Origin of the sequence: Vibrio sp. 14N.309.X.WAT.E.F5 (assembly GCF_030397615.1) — a bacterium.
GTDB lineage: Bacteria > Pseudomonadota > Gammaproteobacteria > Enterobacterales > Vibrionaceae > Vibrio > Vibrio lentus.
Genome location: NZ_JAPNXR010000004.1, coordinates 230,231 through 245,212, shown reverse-complemented (window position 1 = coordinate 245,212; position 14,982 = coordinate 230,231). Strand labels below are relative to the sequence as shown.

Here is a 14,982-nt window from a genome sequence, read left to right as displayed (position 1 = left end):
CCAGTAATTAAGAGGCTCTAATGGCGTTAGAACAGTACACACCACCACGTGAACCGTGGACTGATATTGTTTATCAAGATGATGATATTCTTGTGGTGAACAAGCCAGCAGGTCTACTTTCGGTGCCGGGGAGACTACCAGAGCACTACGACAGTATGTGGAGTCGGTTGGTTGTGGATTTTCCGGAGATTCAGGTTGTACATCGGTTGGACATGTCGACATCGGGCTTGATGCTATTGGCTAAGCATAAGCAGGCTGAGCGCCATCTTAAGAAGCAATTCCAATATCGACTGACACACAAACTCTATTACGCGCGAGTATGGGGTTCAGTAGGTGAAGCTGAAGGTTTGATTGATCTGCCGCTTATCTGTGATTGGCCAAATCGCCCTAGGCAGAAAGTCTGTTTTGACGAGGGTAAACCATCACAGACTCGATATATTGTGGAGCAACAAGAGCCTCAAACGACATTATTGAAATTGCTGCCGATTACTGGTCGCTCTCATCAGTTGCGTGTTCACTGCATGGAACTAGGGAGCCCAATCGTTGGCGACGAGTTTTATGCTACGCCAGAGGCGTTTGAGTATAGCGATAGGCTAGCTTTGCACGCATGTGAACTGAGTTTTTATCATCCAGTTAATAACCAGCTTTTCAAAGCCTTCGTGCCATGTGATTTTTATCCTCAAGCTTCACCACAAATCGAACAGCACTTTGAAATTGCGCCTGAGCTTCCAGACTACAGTAAGCTAAAAGCTTAGAATGACTTAATTGACATAAATTCAAGGACGTACAATGCAGAAGTTGAAAGTGGTCTTTCTCGACCGAGCGACCATCCCATCTCAAATCCATTTAAAACCTCTCAGCTTTGAACATCAATGGGTTGAGTATGATTTCACTTCGCCGGAGCAAGTGTCTGAACGAGTTGAAGACGCTGATGTTGTTATCACCAATAAGGTTGTGCTCAACGCTGATAATTTAGCTCAAGCACAACAACTGAAGCTGATAGCTGTTTCAGCAACGGGTGTGAACAATGTCGATGTTGGCTACTGCAAGAGTAACAACATAGCGGTGACAAACGTGCAAGGCTATGCGACTCAATCGGTACCTGAACATGTTATCGCGATGCTGTTTACGCTTAAGCGAAACCTCGTTGGTTATCATCAAGATATCGAGGCTGGCGAGTGGCAAAAGGACAAACAATTCTGCTTCTTTACTCATCCTATTCAAGATGTTGCAGGCAGTACATTAGGCTTAATCGGTAGTGGTGGCTTAGGACAAGCGACAGCAATATTAGCAAAGGCGATTGGTATGAATGTCATCTTTGCTGAGCGTAAAGGGGCAGATTCTTGTCGAAAAGGGTATCTACCTCTTGAGACTGTGTTGCAGCAAGCAGATGCGATCAGCTTACATTGCCCGCTCACCGAAGCGACCCGAAATCTGATTTCGGAGCGAGAGCTAACAATGATGAAACCAAGTGCGGTGTTAATTAATGCTGGCCGCGGTGGATTAGTTGATGAGCAAGCCTTAGTTGAAGCATTGATAAATCATGATATTGCTGGTGCGGGCATGGATGTGTTCACACAAGAACCCGCAGATATTTCGAATCCGTTATTGGCGAATAGTCACTTACCGAATCTGTTATTAACACCACACGTAGCGTGGGCAGTGATAGCTCAATTCAAAAACTTTCAGACATTCTGATCGATAACATTGATAGGTTTGCTGAAGGGAAGCCGCAGAATATCGTCGGTTAATTCATAGTAAGCGGTTGTAGACTAAGTTTCAGAAAGAAAAAGGTTGGCTTTGAGCCAACCTTTTTTTGATGTTTTTCTTCAATTCGACTTAGCTATTAGCCAGAAGCCATTAGCCTTGCGGCTTAACTACCAATACATTGATTGGTGAATTCTGTACGACTTTACTCGCCACTGAACCCAATACCACTTTGTCGATTTTCGAGCGCTTATGACTAGGCATCACAATCAGGTCTGCCCCAAGCTTTTCTGCGTAATCTAGAATCGTTGTGTAGGTTTTACCTTCTGCAACGTGAACCTTATAAACCACTTCATCGTCGATGTATTTGTCAGCAAACTCTTTTAGCTGATTTTTTACATCAAGCTTCATTTGATTCGCGGCATCTTTCGGGAAGTAAGACGCAACCATCGACATGTGAATGCCTGGCAATACGTTCAAGATGTGGATTTCAGCATTACTGTGCTTTGCGTGCCAGACCGCTAATTCAACAGCTTTGTCAGAAAAGCCTTTGTCGTTAAGATCAACAGGAACAAGGATTTGTTTATACATGTGTTTTTCTCTTTTTTATCAGCGCTGAGTATTGACCAAGCGCTGTGATTATCCTTTCCATGTAATAAAGCCAAATAGAGTTGAGCACTACTTGGCTCTATCCATTACGCGCTAATCTCATCCTTACGAGCACGCCTTCTTTGGTTCATCGCTAAGCCAATTAGAATCAGTAGGGATGGTAAGAATACCCACTCTTTCATTGGTCTTTCCGCGTCTTGGATAACTGATTTAATTTCCCAATCAAAGTCAATGCCAGCCGCTTCTGCTGGGCTACCGAACTCAACCATGTCGACAATCATCTTGCCTTCAGATTTCGTCAGCATTAAGCCCATTGAAGCAATGCGGTCTTCACTTGTTGTCGCAGAATCTTCAAATGGAAGGCGAACCGTCTTCTCAGAATAGTCACCTTCTAAGTTTTCGCCACCCACTCTTAATTCAAGAGATTGTCCCACAGATAGACCTTCTGTGATTTGAGCGATCTCAACTCCAGGTGAAAGAACTTTCTCTGGATAAATCATGTCCCACCAGAAGCCTGGGCGGAAGAAAGAGAAAGTTAGAACCAATAATAGGATCGTTTCCCACCATTTGTTCTTGGTAAACCACCAACCTTGCGTTGCAGCTGCAAAGATAAGTACCGCAGTTACAGAAGAGAAAATAGTGAGGAATAGATGCCACCAAGAATCAATGCCCATCAATAGTAGTTGAGTATTGAAAATGAACATGAATGGCAATATTGCTGTTCGGATATCGTAGGTAAAGCCTTGAATACCGGTTCGAATCGGGTCTGATTTTGCAATCGCGGCGGCCGCAAAGGCTGCCAAACCAACTGGAGGCGTATCATCGGCTAAGATACCGAAGTAGAACACGAACAAGTGAACCGCAATCAGAGGGATGATTAGGCCATGCGCAGCGCCTAAGGTAACAATTACCGGAGCCATCAGCGTTGATACAACGATGTAGTTTGCCGTTGTTGGTAAGCCCATGCCTAGGATTAAGCTGATTACCGCAGTGAATAGCAGCATAAGAATGATGCTACCGCCTGAGATAAACTCAACGAAGTCCGTCATTACCAAGCCAATACCCGTCAGAGTTACCACACCGACAACCGTACCTGCTGCAGCTGTTGCTACACCGATACCGATCATGTTACGTGCACCTGAAACCAAGCTTTCTAATAGGTCAACGAAACCCGCTTTAGTTTGCTCTGCAAGATCGTCCGATTTGTTCATCAGAGTCATCAAAGGACGCTGCGTGATCAAAATGAAGATCATGAATACCGTTGCCCAGAAGGCAGAAAGACCTGGAGAGAATCGCTCTACAGTCAGACACCAAACAAGCACCACGATAGGCAATAGGAAATGTAAACCAGACTTAATGGTTGGGCCTGGATCTGGCACTTCTGTTAGCTCAGCATCAATGTCCATACCGCCTTCAGCCGCATATTTTGCTGAAACTCGAACCAAGGCTACATAAGCGATCAATAGAGCAACGGTAACAATTGGGGTTGCTGCATCGCCAAACACATCTTTTGTCCAACCGACACCGTAGTAAACCGCAGCACTGATGACACATAGCCCAAGAATGGTACCAGTGAAAGACAGTAGGCTTTGTACGATAGTGGGTGTGTGACGACGAGGTAGGCCTGTCATGCCAGCTTTACATGCTTCTAAGTGAACAATGTAAATCAGGGCGATGTAAGAGATAAGAGCAGGCAATAGCGCCGCTTTAATCACTTCTACGTACGAGATACCCACATATTCAACCATCAAGAATGCAGCAGCACCCATGATTGGCGGGGTTAACTGACCATTGGTTGAAGCGGCTACTTCTACAGCACCAGCTTTTTCACCTGAGAATCCGACTCTTTTCATTAGAGGGATTGTGAAAGTACCCGTAGTAACCACGTTAGCAATAGATGAACCAGACACTAGACCTGATAGGCCAGATGCAACAACGGCTGCTTTTGCTGGGCCGCCTTTCATGTGGCCAAGCAAGGAGAATGCTACTTTGATGAAGTAAGCACCTGCGCCTGCACGCTCTAGCATTGCACCAAACAGTACAAACAAGAATACGAATGACGTAGATACGCCAAGAGCAACACCGAATACACCTTCTGTTGTTAGCCATAGATGTGACATTGCCTTGTTAAGGCTCGCACCTTTATGGGCAATCACGTCTGGCATATGAGGACCGCCAAAGGTGTAAAGTAGGAATACTGCTGCCACAACCATAAGAGGTGGACCCAAAGCGCGTCGAGTTGCTTCAAGCAGTAGAATCATACCGAACACAGCCGCAACAATATCGAATGTTGTTGGCGCGCCTGAACGACCGGCAAGTTCCGTATAGAAAATATAGATATACGAAGCTGAAAAACTACCTACAAGCGCTAATACCCAGTCGACCGCAGGAATTCTATCCCGAGGCGAATTTTTCATGGCTGGGTAAGCGGTAAAGGCTAGGAAGATGGCAAACGTAAGGTGAATTGCTCGAGCTTCAGTGTCGTTTAAAATTGCGAAGTTAAAAATGAACGGCAGCGGAGAAGCATACCAAAGTTGGAACAATGACCAACATAGAGGCACAAACCATAAAATACGGCCTTGGATACCGCGAGGGCTACGCGCACCAGTGTCTGATTGTGCCACCATTTCTTGCACATCTGGAGACGGTGATGTTGTCTGCGTCATGTACTTTATCCTTATTATTGATGGTCTGCCTTTCTTACGAACAACGAGACGTTATTTATCTCCTATCTAGTGTAGTGAATCGATAGGGAAATGCGTTTTTTGTTCGTCTTTGTCTTAGGCTTGATACGAAGGTAAGTTCGCCAAATTGGAGAAACTTAAAGGTTTGTCTCTTTTCACTTGGGTTATTTTTATAAAACGTGAAAAGCCAATAAGGAGGACATGCCTCCTTATTGGTAGAGTAGGCTTAAAGTAGAGTTACTTTAGAAGGCCTACTTCTTTGTAGTATTTTACTGCGCCAGGGTGAAGAGGGATTGAGATACCCGCTTTAACCATGTCTTCTTTCTTCAGGTTCGCAAATGCTGGGTGCAGGCGTTTGAATGTAGCGAAGTTTTCAAATACTGCTTTAGCAACGTTGTATGCTACTTCATCAGAAACGTCAGACGTTGTTACCATAGTTGCAGCAACACCGAAGCTGTTTACGTCAGCGTCTGTACCACGGTACATACCAGCTGGAACTGTGCTGTATGCGTAGTATGGGTTTTCAGCTACGATTTTGTCGATCTGTGGACCAGTTGCTGAAACCAGTTTTGCATCACAAGAAGTCGTTGCTTCTTTGATTGAACCGTTCGGGTGACCAACCATGTAGATGAATGCATCAATCTTGTTATCACAAAGTGCTTGTGAACGCTCAGAACCTTTTAGTTCAGAAGCAAGCTTGAAGCTATCGTTAGTCCAACCCATAGCGTCCATTACAACACCCATCGTTGCACGGTCACCAGAACCTGGGTTCCCAATGTTTACACGCTTACCAGCTAGGTCAGACACATTGTTGATGCCAGCATCGGTACGAGCGATGATGTTGAACGGTTCTGTATGTAGAGAGAACATAGCGCGAAGTTTCTTGTATTCGCCCTGATCTTTGAACTTACTTGTACCGTTGTAGCCGTGGTATTGCCAATCCGATTGAACAACACCGAAATCTAGTTCACCAGCACGGATGGTATTAACGTTGTAGATTGAACCACCAGTAGACTCGACAGAACAACGAATGTTGTGGTCTTTGCGGCCTTTGTTCACTAGCTTACAAATAGCACCACCAGTTGGGTAGTAAACACCCGTTACTGAACCAGTACCAATTGTGATGAACTCTTGAGCGTTAACTGCGCCAGCGCCCATTACAGCAGCTGCAATAGCCCCAACTTTAATAAGTTTGGTAAATGCCATGAATTTCCCTTCCTTTATTCATTATTAACCCTGAAACAATTGTAGTCGTTTCTGGAGTTTCCTATTTGGAAACGGCACCTTTTTCAATCCATGTGATGAAAAAGTGGCTGAATAATATCAAAAATTGGCAGAAAATTACTCAAATGTTAAAAGATATAGCTAAAAAATCTAACAAATGATGGTTAGATCTCGTGTTTAATTTGCTATTGAGTTTTTTAAAATCAATGGTTTAGTGGGTTTTAATAGAGGAGGGGATGGATATCTTAGGATGTGATTTGGATCACGAAGCGAATAGATGTTCGTGATCCATTAGTAGCTGTGATGGTTATGAAACTATGACAATTATCCAGCGTATTCAAACAGTTCGCACACTGAATCAAACAGTTGCTTAGTGGTCACGGATAAGGTTGGAGTTATAAAGATAGTGTCATCGCCTGCGACTACGCCCAGTATACCTTCTGACTTACCTAATGAATCCAATAAGCGGGCAATAAGCTGCGCAGCACCAGGGCCAGTGTGTATCACAACTAATGCATTGTTGTGGTCAATGTCTAGCACCAACTCTCTTAAAGAGCTTGAAACTGTCGGGACGCCAAGTTCAGCTGGAAGGCAGTAAACCATCTCCATTTTTGCATTGCGCGTTCGAACAGCGCCAAACTTAGTTAACATACGCGAAACTTTAGATTGGTTGATGCTTTCAAAACCTTCATGTTTGAGGGCATCGACAATCTCGCCTTGCGAACCAAAACGTTCTTCTTTTAATAATGATTTAAAAGCACGAACTAAGTTGTCTTGTTTTTCTGTATTGCGCATATGTCATTCTTATTCATTAATAAAGATATCTGCATATTCTCGCATACATATTCAATCTTAGCCAAAATATCACGGTAATTTGTTAGTCATATCACTGTAAAAATTTAATAGAATAATGTGTTATTAGTGACGACTTATTTTGTTATTTCAGATGATTATCCCCATAATGCCAACTCGCTGTGTGGCACGGTTTTATTGACTTGCGCGAAGTCGCAAAGCTGGCGTTAATTGATTGTAATCACTTTGTGATTAATATAGTTTTTTAACTTAAATTTAGCTCAAGAATTACTCTACAAAGAATCTATAAGAGAAATCTCTCAAGGAGAATAACAATGAAAGTAGCTGTTATTGGTGCCGCTGGTGGCATCGGTCAAGCCCTAGCCCTACTACTAAAGAACCGCCTGCCTGCTGGTTCAGATCTTGCTCTTTACGACATCGCTCCGGTAACTCCGGGTGTTGCTGCCGATCTTAGCCACATCCCAACGCCTGTTTCGATCAAAGGTTACGCGGGTGAAGATCCAACTCCAGCACTTGAAGGTGCGGATGTTGTGCTTATTTCTGCGGGTGTTGCTCGTAAACCTGGTATGGATCGTGCGGATCTTTTCAATGTGAACGCTGGCATTGTTAAGTCTCTAGCTGAAAAAATTGCTGTTACTTGTCCTACTGCTTGTGTTGGTATCATTACTAACCCAGTAAACACAACAGTGCCAATCGCTGCTGAAGTACTTAAGAAAGCAGGCGTTTACGACAAGCGTCGTTTATTTGGTATTACTACTCTTGATGTCATTCGTTCTGAAACGTTCGTTGCTGAGCTGAAAGATAAAGATCCAGGTGATGTTCGTGTTCCTGTTATCGGTGGTCACTCTGGCGTAACGATTCTTCCTCTTCTTTCTCAAGTTGAAGGTGTTGAGTTTACTGACGAAGAAATCGCAGCGCTAACAACTCGCATTCAAAACGCGGGTACAGAAGTAGTAGAAGCTAAAGCGGGTGGCGGTAGTGCTACTCTATCTATGGGTCAAGCGGCTTGTCGCTTTGGTCTTGCTCTAGTGAAAGCACTTCAAGGCGAAGAGAATGTGATTGAATGTGCATACGTTGAAGGTGAAGGCGAGCACGCACCATTCTTCGCACAACCAGTTAAACTTGGCAAAGAGGGCGCAGAAGCGATTCTTAGCTACGGTGAACTGAGCGACTTCGAACGCAATGCACTAGACAGCATGCTAGAAACGCTAAACGGCGATATTGAAATTGGTGTTGAATTCGCTAAATAAGCGATAGATAACTGAACTCTGCTAAACAGACAGTTAACGAAAGCCGATCATGATGATCGGCTTTTTTGATCCTTGCATTCAACTCGCTCGTAATCTTTTTCTAACCACGAAGAATTAGGGTATTGAATGATGACTAGAGTACAAAAAGGAATGAATGTTAACTATCTAGGTCGCCTGGGCAAGATATTGGTTATCGATGAGCAAGAGCAGTTCGCTTTGTTTGAGTCTTATAATAGTCATAAGCAATATGCGGTTCCATTGGAAGAACTTGAAGAGATCGAAGCGCAATTACCTTTGTCATTAGAATCGAGTCGTTATTGAAAGCCAGAGTCATATCAAGCAGGATCAAAAAAAGAGCCAAGCGGCTCTTTTTTATTATTTAGCTGTCTACTTAGCTTCTATTTACTTACTACGTTTTACTGCAAGGTGAGCTAGCGTAGTTAAAGCCTGCTTATATTCGGAATCAGGAAGAACAGAAAGCTCAGCAATGGCTTTATCAGCTTCTTCATAGGCTTTATTGGTCGTGTATTCTAACGAGCCTGTCTCTTTCATTACAGACATAATGTCGTCGAGACGTTCCATACCATTGGCTTTTTCAATCGCTTCACGAATCATGCTCGCTTGGTCTGGTGAGCCATTACGCATTGCGTAAAGCAACGGTAACGTCGGTTTGCCTTCTGCTAGGTCATCACCAACATTTTTACCCATCTCTTTACCATCAGCGGTGTAGTCCATTACATCATCAATAAGCTGGAATGCAGTGCCTAGGTACTTACCGTAGTTTTGCATTGCTGTTTCGATTTCAGGAGAAGACTCTGTAAGAATCGCGCCGATTTGGGTTGCGGCTTCAAACAAACGAGCGGTCTTTGAATAGATCACCTGCATGTAGCTTTCTTCTGTGGTGTCTGGGTTATTACAGTTCATCAATTGTTGAACTTCACCCTCGGCAATCACGTTTACTGATTCGCTCATTAGCTCAAGGATCCTTAAAGATCCTAGCGTCGTCATCATCTGGAATGAGCGGGTGTAAATAAAATCACCAACCAAAACGCTGGCTGCATTACCAAAAGCAGCATTCGCTGTCGCTTTACCACGTCGCATGTCTGATTCGTCGACAACATCGTCATGAAGCAGTGTTGCTGTGTGGATAAACTCAATAAACGCGGCTGAGGTTATATGAGCCTCTCCTTGGTAACCAAGTGCGCGAGCTGATAAAAGAGCAAGCAAAGGGCGTAGGCGTTTGCCACCACCGCTAACGATATAAAAACCAAGCTGGTTGATTAAACTTACGTCAGAATTAAGTTGGGCTTGAATTGTTTCATTCACTTTTGCCATATCATTGGCAGTAAGCGTTTGGATAGCTTTAAAATCCATTGTTCATCCGGCTGAAGTTAGACCCTGTAAGGCTTATACGTTGTATTTAATTGTTGAATAATACACTAAAAAACGTTGATTAATACATCACTTAAAGGCATCATTGCCGCACTTTTCTTTGGCGAACATGTTTTCGCCAATATTTTAAAAATATGGCTTGTCATAGCGGCATGATTCCCGTAGAATCTGCGCCCTATTGATTAGTTTAGCGCACACCCGAGTTGTAGAATTAACAACCATAGGCTGTGCGGAAAAAGCGGAGTAAAATATGTACGCTGTTTTCCAATCTGGTGGCAAACAACACCGAGTAAGCGAAGGTCAAACACTTCGTTTAGAGAAATTAGACGTTGAAACTGGTGCAACTGTAGAATTTGATAAAGTTCTTCTTGTTGCTAACGGCGAAGAAATCGCTGTTGGTGCACCTCTTGTTGAAGGTGGCAAGGTTACTGCAGAAGTAGTACAACACGGTCGTGGCGATAAAGTAAAAATCGTTAAGTTCCGTCGTCGTAAGCACTCGCGTAAGCAAGCTGGTCACCGTCAGTGGTTCACAGAAGTGAAAATCACTGGCATTAACGCTTAAGTATTAGGAGAGTTTAACAATGGCACATAAAAAAGCTGGCGGTTCTACTAATAACGGCCGCGATTCAGAAAGCAAACGTCTTGGTGTTAAGCGTTTTGGTGGTGAATCTGTTCTTGCAGGTAACATCATCGTTCGTCAACGTGGTACTAAGTTCCACGCTGGCACAAACGTTGGCATCGGTAAAGACCATACTCTTTTCGCTCTTACTGAAGGTAAAGTGAAATTTGCAGTAAAAGGTCCTAAAAACCGTAAGTTTGTAAGCATCGAAGCTGAGTAATTTAATCTTTTATTAGATTATTTATACTAGCTTTCAAGCTGAATTCAAAAGCCCTGCCGATTCGGCAGGGTTTTTTATTTATAGCGAGAATAAAAAAGTAGACGCTCTGGCTTTAGTTTTGAGAAGCAGTTTGGTGTTTGAGAAACCGTTTAGTTTCAAGAAGCCGTTTGTTTTTTAAGAAACAGAAAGCAAAGAACCTCTCCTTATTTGTTCCTTGGTTGCAGATCGATCTAGATCTTAGGTGATCGATCTAAACACGGATCTGCTAGAATTTATATCACTCCTTGATGAGTGGTAACGCAACGTAAGTGCGGAGTTAAAAAATGAAATTCGTTGATGAAGCATCAGTAAAAATAGAAGCCGGTGATGGCGGTAATGGTACAGTAAGCTTTTGGCGCGAAAAATTCGTCGCTAAAGGTGGTCCTGACGGCGGTGATGGCGGTGATGGTGGTGATGTTTACATTCAAGCGGATGAAAACTTAAACACACTGATCGATTACCGTTTCCAACGTTTTTACAATGCAGAGCGTGGCGAAAATGGCCGCGGTGGTAACTGTACTGGTAAACGTGGTAAAGATATGACCATGAAAGTACCTGTAGGTACTCGCGCTGTTGATATCCACACTAATGAAATCGTTGCTGAAGTTGCTGAACATGGCAAGAAAGTCATGGTTGGTAAAGGTGGTTGGCACGGTCTTGGTAACACGCGTTTTAAGTCGTCGGTTAACCGTGCTCCTCGTCAAAAGACAATGGGTACTAAAGGTGAAGTTCGCGAACTGCGTTTAGAGCTTCTTCTATTAGCGGATGTTGGTATGCTTGGCTTGCCAAACGCTGGTAAATCTACTTTTATTCGCTCAGTATCTGCTGCGAAACCGAAAGTTGCTGATTACCCGTTCACCACGCTAATCCCTAGCTTAGGTGTTGTTAGTGTTGTCCCTGAAAAGAGCTTCGTTGTTGCTGATATCCCTGGTCTAATCGAAGGTGCTGCAGATGGCGCTGGTCTGGGTATTCGTTTCTTGAAACACCTTGAGCGTTGTCGTGTTCTTCTGCATATGATCGATATTTTGCCGATTGATGGTTCTGATCCTATTCAGAATGCACTGACGATCATTGACGAGCTTGAGCAATACAGCGAAAAAGTGGCACAGAAACCTCGCTGGTTAGTATTCAACAAAGTTGATCTAATGCCTGAAGAAGAAGCGGACGAAAAGATTCAAGAAATCGTCGAAGCTTTAGGTTGGGAAGGCGAGTACTTCAAGATCTCTGCTGTAAACAAGATCGGCACGAAAGATCTTTGCTTTAAACTGGGTGAGTTCATGGAGAACCTACCTCGTGAAGTCGAAGCAATTGAAGAAGAAGAAAAAGTTAACTTTATGTGGGATGACTACCATAAAGATGCGATGGCCGGTAAGAATGTCGTTACTGAAGATGACGACGATTGGGATGACTGGGATGACGAAGAAGATGACGGTCATGTTATCTATGTTCGTGACTAAGCCTCAGAGTTTCTTATAAATACTTTGGTCGCTTCTTCTTAAGCACACTGATAGTTTACTAAACCGCAATGAAAATTGCGGTTTTTTGTATCTAAATCATTATGTCTTGTCGAATTTTAATGCAGAATTTATTTCTAGATAATTATTACCAATCGTAGTAAATAACTGGTCACCCTAGCTTGTTAAAACGCTCGATAACTGCGTTAGAGATTTTGATTGTAGAATAACTACTTATCGAAAATCTCTGCCTTGTTCTCAAGCTTTTTTTCTGCGCTATTTCTGATCACTTACTTACTGTGATTGGTATAACGCCTATGGGAAGGAAATCATGGCATCAGAACAAAGAGCGATCTCAAGGTTAGTCGCTCAGTCAGGACAAATGTTATTGGCACACGGCGCCGAGAGCACACTGGTCGGTGATATTATGCGCCGCATCGGTATTGCTTGTGGGGTGAATGAGGTTGAAGTTGCACTGTCAGCCAATGCGTTGGTCGTGACAACAGTAATGGATGATCATTGCATAACGACTACTCGAAGCTGTGCTGATCGTGGCATTAACATGCAGGTTATCACCGACATTCAACGCATTTGCATCATGATGGAGAAGGGAATTCTCGATTATGATTTGGCGTATAAAAAAATTCAAAACATCAGCCCCGAGCGCTACAACCGTTGGTTAGTGGTTGTGATGATAGGGTTGTCGTGCGCCTCTTTTAGCCACCTTGCGGGCGGAGACTGGCAAGTCTTCATGATGACTTTTATCGCATCAGCTTGCGGCATGATCGTCAGACAAGAAATTGGTCATCGCCATTTTAATCCCTTATTAAACTTTGCTATCACAGCGTTTGTTACGACAACTATTTCAGCGCAAGCGGTTCTTTATAACATCGGTGGCCAACCCACTATCGTCATGGCTTCTTCTGTGCTGATGCTTGTACCCGGTTTCCCTTTAATTAACTCTGTTGCGGATATGCTTAAAGGCCATATTAATATGGGGCTAGCCCGCTTCACCATGGCCAGTTTGTTAACGTTGGCAACAAGCTTAGGCATTGTTGCGGCTATGAGCCTTTCGGACGTGTGGGGGTGGGCAAGCTAATGACTATCTTTGAATTATTGCTCGGCCTTTTGAATGATATGTTTTTTGCGGCGATACCTGCCGTCGGTTTTGCACTGGTCTTTAACGTGCCACAACGTGCGTTGATCTATTGTGCTCTTGGAGGATCCATTGGCCACGGTAGCCGTTACTTAATGATGCATTTCGGCATCCCCATCGAATGGGCAACGTTCTTCGCTGCGACTATTGTCGGGATGATTGGGGTTCATTGGTCACATAAACTGTTGGCGCACCCAAAGGTATTTACCGTCGCCGCTTTGATTCCGATGGTTCCAGGAGTCTTTGCGTTCAAAGCGATGATCGCTATGGTAGAAATCAACAGAGCAGGGTATAACCCAGAGTTGCTCGCCATGTTGATGGAGAACTTCTTAAAGTCGATGTTCATTATCGCAGGGCTAGCGATTGGCTTGGCGGTGCCGGGGCTGTTATTCTATCGTCGTAGACCTATCGTCTAACTTCAATTTCATTTTCAGGTAAGGACAGGACTTTCTATTTATGATCATCAGTATGATAGCGGCAATGGCAAACAACCGTGTAATTGGTAAAGATAATCAGATGCCATGGCATTTACCTGCAGATTTCGCATGGTTTAAACGCTCAACGATGGGTAAACCTGTCGTGATGGGACGTAAGACTTACGATTCAATTGGACGTCCTTTACCGGGGAGGTTGAACGTTGTAATCAGCCGCGATGAGAGTTTAGAAATCGAAGGCGTAACGACGGTAACTTCGATTGAAAAAGCACTAGAGCTGGTAAGTGATGTTGATGAAGTGATGATCATCGGTGGCGGTTCTATCTATGAAAGCTGCTTACCTAAAGCGAACAAGCTATACCTGACTTATATCGACCTCGAAGTTGATGGCGATACACAGTTCCCTAGTTGGGGAGAAGGTTGGAAGCAGAGCTTTAGTGAAACTTATCAAGCCGATGAGAAGAATAAACACAACATGGAGTTTGTGATTCTCGAGCGTTAAGTTCTGAAATTAAAATGTTTGCGTTACTGTAACAGTAACGCAAGCTTCTCGTATCTCGTGTTTTTATAACGCATCTTGAGTGAAAAACTTTTTATCTTCCCAGCGAACTATCGTCAATTCTCCTCCCCAAACACATCCCGTATCTAAGCCAATCACATCTTTTCCGGAATAGCCTTCTAAGGCTGCCCAGTGTCCAAAGAGCACGGTTTTATCAAGCGTAATACGTTGTGAAAGATCAAACCAAGGTATCAAAGGTTCATCCGTAATTTCATTGGGCGGCAGTTTGCACGCCATGTCGAGTCGGCCATCGGGAGAGCAAAAGCGCATTCGAGTGAAACTGTTGATCGCATAGCGATAGCGCTCTATGTCTTGCAACTCTTCACTCCAGAGGTCTGGCGTGTTGCTGTACATGTTCTCGATAAGCCACTGCCAACGGTCCGACTTCAGTAATGACGTTATCTCTCGATTCTCTGTACGTGCTTGTTCCAAGTCCCATTGAGGTGAGATGCCTGCATGTGTCATGACAAACTCTGGGTGCTCTAGCATCAAGGGTTGTTGTCTTAACCATTCCAGCAATTGGTCACGGTCTTCAGCATCGAGAATGGGTTGAGTCTTGTCTTTTGGTTTGGCTGAAAAGAGGCCTAAGGAGACCGCAAGTAGATGTAAATCATGGTTACCCAATACCACCTTCGCTGAACTGCCAAGGCTACGAACAAAACGTAACGTCTCTAAGGATTTAGGGCCACGAGCAACTAAGTCTCCGGCGACCCATAACGTATCTTGTTGTTTATCAAAGTTGATGGTTTCAAGCAGTAACTGAAGTTCGTCGAAGCATCCTTGGATGTCTCCGACAATATAATTCGACACAGCATTTTCCTG

General features: G+C 43.8%; 15 protein-coding genes and 1 pseudogene. 10 read left to right on the top strand and 6 right to left on the bottom strand.

From position 1 onward, the window contains the following. The first annotated feature begins 20 nt into the window (after window positions 1-20). Both rluA and OW495_RS07325 read left to right on the top strand, forming a co-directional pair. Window positions 21-755 (top strand): bifunctional tRNA pseudouridine(32) synthase/23S rRNA pseudouridine(746) synthase RluA, encoded by a 735-nt coding sequence (gene rluA / locus OW495_RS07330; RefSeq protein WP_102513555.1) that lies wholly within the window; start codon window positions 21-23, stop codon window positions 753-755. A gap of 34 nt (window positions 756-789) precedes the next feature. Further along, window positions 790-1,751 (top strand): annotated as a pseudogene (locus OW495_RS07325) (D-2-hydroxyacid dehydrogenase). Window positions 1,752-1,860: 109 nt separating this feature from the next. On the opposite strand, the gene OW495_RS07320 reads toward OW495_RS07325, so the two are convergent. The 4 genes from OW495_RS07320 to argR form a co-directional block, all read right to left on the bottom strand. Then, window positions 1,861-2,298, bottom strand: coding sequence for a universal stress protein (locus OW495_RS07320; protein WP_029223337.1), 438 nt, complete (start codon window positions 2,296-2,298; stop codon window positions 1,861-1,863). Window positions 2,299-2,402: 104 nt separating this feature from the next. Continuing rightward, window positions 2,403-4,982 (bottom strand): TRAP transporter permease, encoded by a 2,580-nt coding sequence (locus OW495_RS07315; protein WP_017109337.1) that lies wholly within the window; start codon window positions 4,980-4,982, stop codon window positions 2,403-2,405. A 255-nt stretch (window positions 4,983-5,237) separates the two neighbouring features. After that, window positions 5,238-6,206, bottom strand: coding sequence for a TAXI family TRAP transporter solute-binding subunit (locus tag OW495_RS07310; protein WP_017078819.1), 969 nt, complete (start codon window positions 6,204-6,206; stop codon window positions 5,238-5,240). Between the two features lie 342 nt (window positions 6,207-6,548). After that, window positions 6,549-7,019, bottom strand: a complete 471-nt coding sequence (argR, locus tag OW495_RS07305) for a transcriptional regulator ArgR (RefSeq protein ID WP_004735909.1) — start codon at window positions 7,017-7,019, stop codon at window positions 6,549-6,551. A gap of 332 nt (window positions 7,020-7,351) precedes the next feature. Here argR and mdh point away from each other — a divergent pair, with 332 nt between their 5' ends. Further along, window positions 7,352-8,287 (top strand): malate dehydrogenase, encoded by a 936-nt coding sequence (mdh, locus tag OW495_RS07300; protein WP_010434414.1) that lies wholly within the window; start codon window positions 7,352-7,354, stop codon window positions 8,285-8,287. Between the two features lie 129 nt (window positions 8,288-8,416). Beyond that, the gene (locus tag OW495_RS07295) at window positions 8,417-8,608 is read left to right on the top strand and encodes a hypothetical protein (RefSeq protein ID WP_009847833.1); all 192 of its coding nucleotides are present in this window, start codon (window positions 8,417-8,419) and stop codon (window positions 8,606-8,608) included. 81 nt (window positions 8,609-8,689) lie between these two features. Here OW495_RS07295 and ispB read toward each other — a convergent pair whose 3' ends face one another. After that, complete coding sequence (ispB, locus tag OW495_RS07290; protein ID WP_102513553.1) at window positions 8,690-9,661, bottom strand: octaprenyl diphosphate synthase; 972 nt, start codon at window positions 9,659-9,661, stop codon at window positions 8,690-8,692. 268 nt (window positions 9,662-9,929) lie between these two features. Between ispB and rplU the strand changes: the two genes are divergently transcribed. From rplU to folA, 6 genes are all read left to right on the top strand, one after another. Then, window positions 9,930-10,241 carry a 50S ribosomal protein L21 gene (gene rplU / locus OW495_RS07285; RefSeq protein ID WP_004740823.1) on the top strand — a complete coding sequence of 104 codons (312 nt, stop codon included), beginning with the start codon at window positions 9,930-9,932 and terminating at the stop codon, window positions 10,239-10,241. Window positions 10,242-10,260: 19 nt separating this feature from the next. After that, a complete protein-coding gene (gene rpmA, locus OW495_RS07280) occupies window positions 10,261-10,518 on the top strand; it encodes a 50S ribosomal protein L27 (protein ID WP_004735905.1) in 258 nt (85 codons plus the stop codon). Between the two features lie 323 nt (window positions 10,519-10,841). Continuing rightward, entirely contained in the window at window positions 10,842-12,014 is a 1,173-nt protein-coding gene (gene cgtA, locus OW495_RS07275; RefSeq protein ID WP_009847831.1) for an Obg family GTPase CgtA, read from the top strand. A 328-nt stretch (window positions 12,015-12,342) separates the two neighbouring features. Next, on the top strand, window positions 12,343-13,110 hold the full coding sequence (locus OW495_RS07270) for a threonine/serine exporter ThrE family protein (RefSeq protein ID WP_017109334.1): 768 nt from the start codon (window positions 12,343-12,345) through the stop codon (window positions 13,108-13,110). Further along, on the top strand, window positions 13,110-13,583 hold the full coding sequence (locus OW495_RS07265) for a threonine/serine exporter family protein (protein WP_065113131.1): 474 nt from the start codon (window positions 13,110-13,112) through the stop codon (window positions 13,581-13,583). The genes OW495_RS07270 and OW495_RS07265 overlap by 1 nt, the downstream gene beginning before the upstream one ends. 40 nt (window positions 13,584-13,623) lie before the next feature. Continuing rightward, on the top strand, window positions 13,624-14,103 hold the full coding sequence (folA, locus tag OW495_RS07260; protein WP_099167444.1) for a type 3 dihydrofolate reductase: 480 nt from the start codon (window positions 13,624-13,626) through the stop codon (window positions 14,101-14,103). Between the two features lie 63 nt (window positions 14,104-14,166). Here folA and OW495_RS07255 read toward each other — a convergent pair whose 3' ends face one another. Next, the gene (locus OW495_RS07255) at window positions 14,167-14,970 is read right to left on the bottom strand and encodes a symmetrical bis(5'-nucleosyl)-tetraphosphatase (RefSeq protein WP_102513552.1); all 804 of its coding nucleotides are present in this window, start codon (window positions 14,968-14,970) and stop codon (window positions 14,167-14,169) included. Between the last annotated feature and the right edge of the window lie 12 nt (window positions 14,971-14,982).

What these genes read in the sequence shown, in the direction of transcription:
- rluA (WP_102513555.1), top strand. Translation starts at nt 21, where the DNA reads ATGGCGTTAGAACAGTACACACCACCACGTGAACCGTGGACTGATATT.
- OW495_RS07320 (WP_029223337.1), bottom strand. Translation starts at nt 2,298, where the DNA reads ATGTATAAACAAATCCTTGTTCCTGTTGATCTTAACGACAAAGGCTTT.
- OW495_RS07315 (WP_017109337.1), bottom strand. Translation starts at nt 4,982, where the DNA reads ATGACGCAGACAACATCACCGTCTCCAGATGTGCAAGAAATGGTGGCA.
- OW495_RS07310 (WP_017078819.1), bottom strand. Translation starts at nt 6,206, where the DNA reads ATGGCATTTACCAAACTTATTAAAGTTGGGGCTATTGCAGCTGCTGTA.
- argR (WP_004735909.1), bottom strand. Translation starts at nt 7,019, where the DNA reads ATGCGCAATACAGAAAAACAAGACAACTTAGTTCGTGCTTTTAAATCA.
- mdh (WP_010434414.1), top strand. Translation starts at nt 7,352, where the DNA reads ATGAAAGTAGCTGTTATTGGTGCCGCTGGTGGCATCGGTCAAGCCCTA.
- OW495_RS07295 (WP_009847833.1), top strand. Translation starts at nt 8,417, where the DNA reads ATGACTAGAGTACAAAAAGGAATGAATGTTAACTATCTAGGTCGCCTG.
- ispB (WP_102513553.1), bottom strand. Translation starts at nt 9,661, where the DNA reads ATGGATTTTAAAGCTATCCAAACGCTTACTGCCAATGATATGGCAAAA.
- rplU (WP_004740823.1), top strand. Translation starts at nt 9,930, where the DNA reads ATGTACGCTGTTTTCCAATCTGGTGGCAAACAACACCGAGTAAGCGAA.
- rpmA (WP_004735905.1), top strand. Translation starts at nt 10,261, where the DNA reads ATGGCACATAAAAAAGCTGGCGGTTCTACTAATAACGGCCGCGATTCA.
- cgtA (WP_009847831.1), top strand. Translation starts at nt 10,842, where the DNA reads ATGAAATTCGTTGATGAAGCATCAGTAAAAATAGAAGCCGGTGATGGC.
- OW495_RS07270 (WP_017109334.1), top strand. Translation starts at nt 12,343, where the DNA reads ATGGCATCAGAACAAAGAGCGATCTCAAGGTTAGTCGCTCAGTCAGGA.
- OW495_RS07265 (WP_065113131.1), top strand. Translation starts at nt 13,110, where the DNA reads ATGACTATCTTTGAATTATTGCTCGGCCTTTTGAATGATATGTTTTTT.
- folA (WP_099167444.1), top strand. Translation starts at nt 13,624, where the DNA reads ATGATCATCAGTATGATAGCGGCAATGGCAAACAACCGTGTAATTGGT.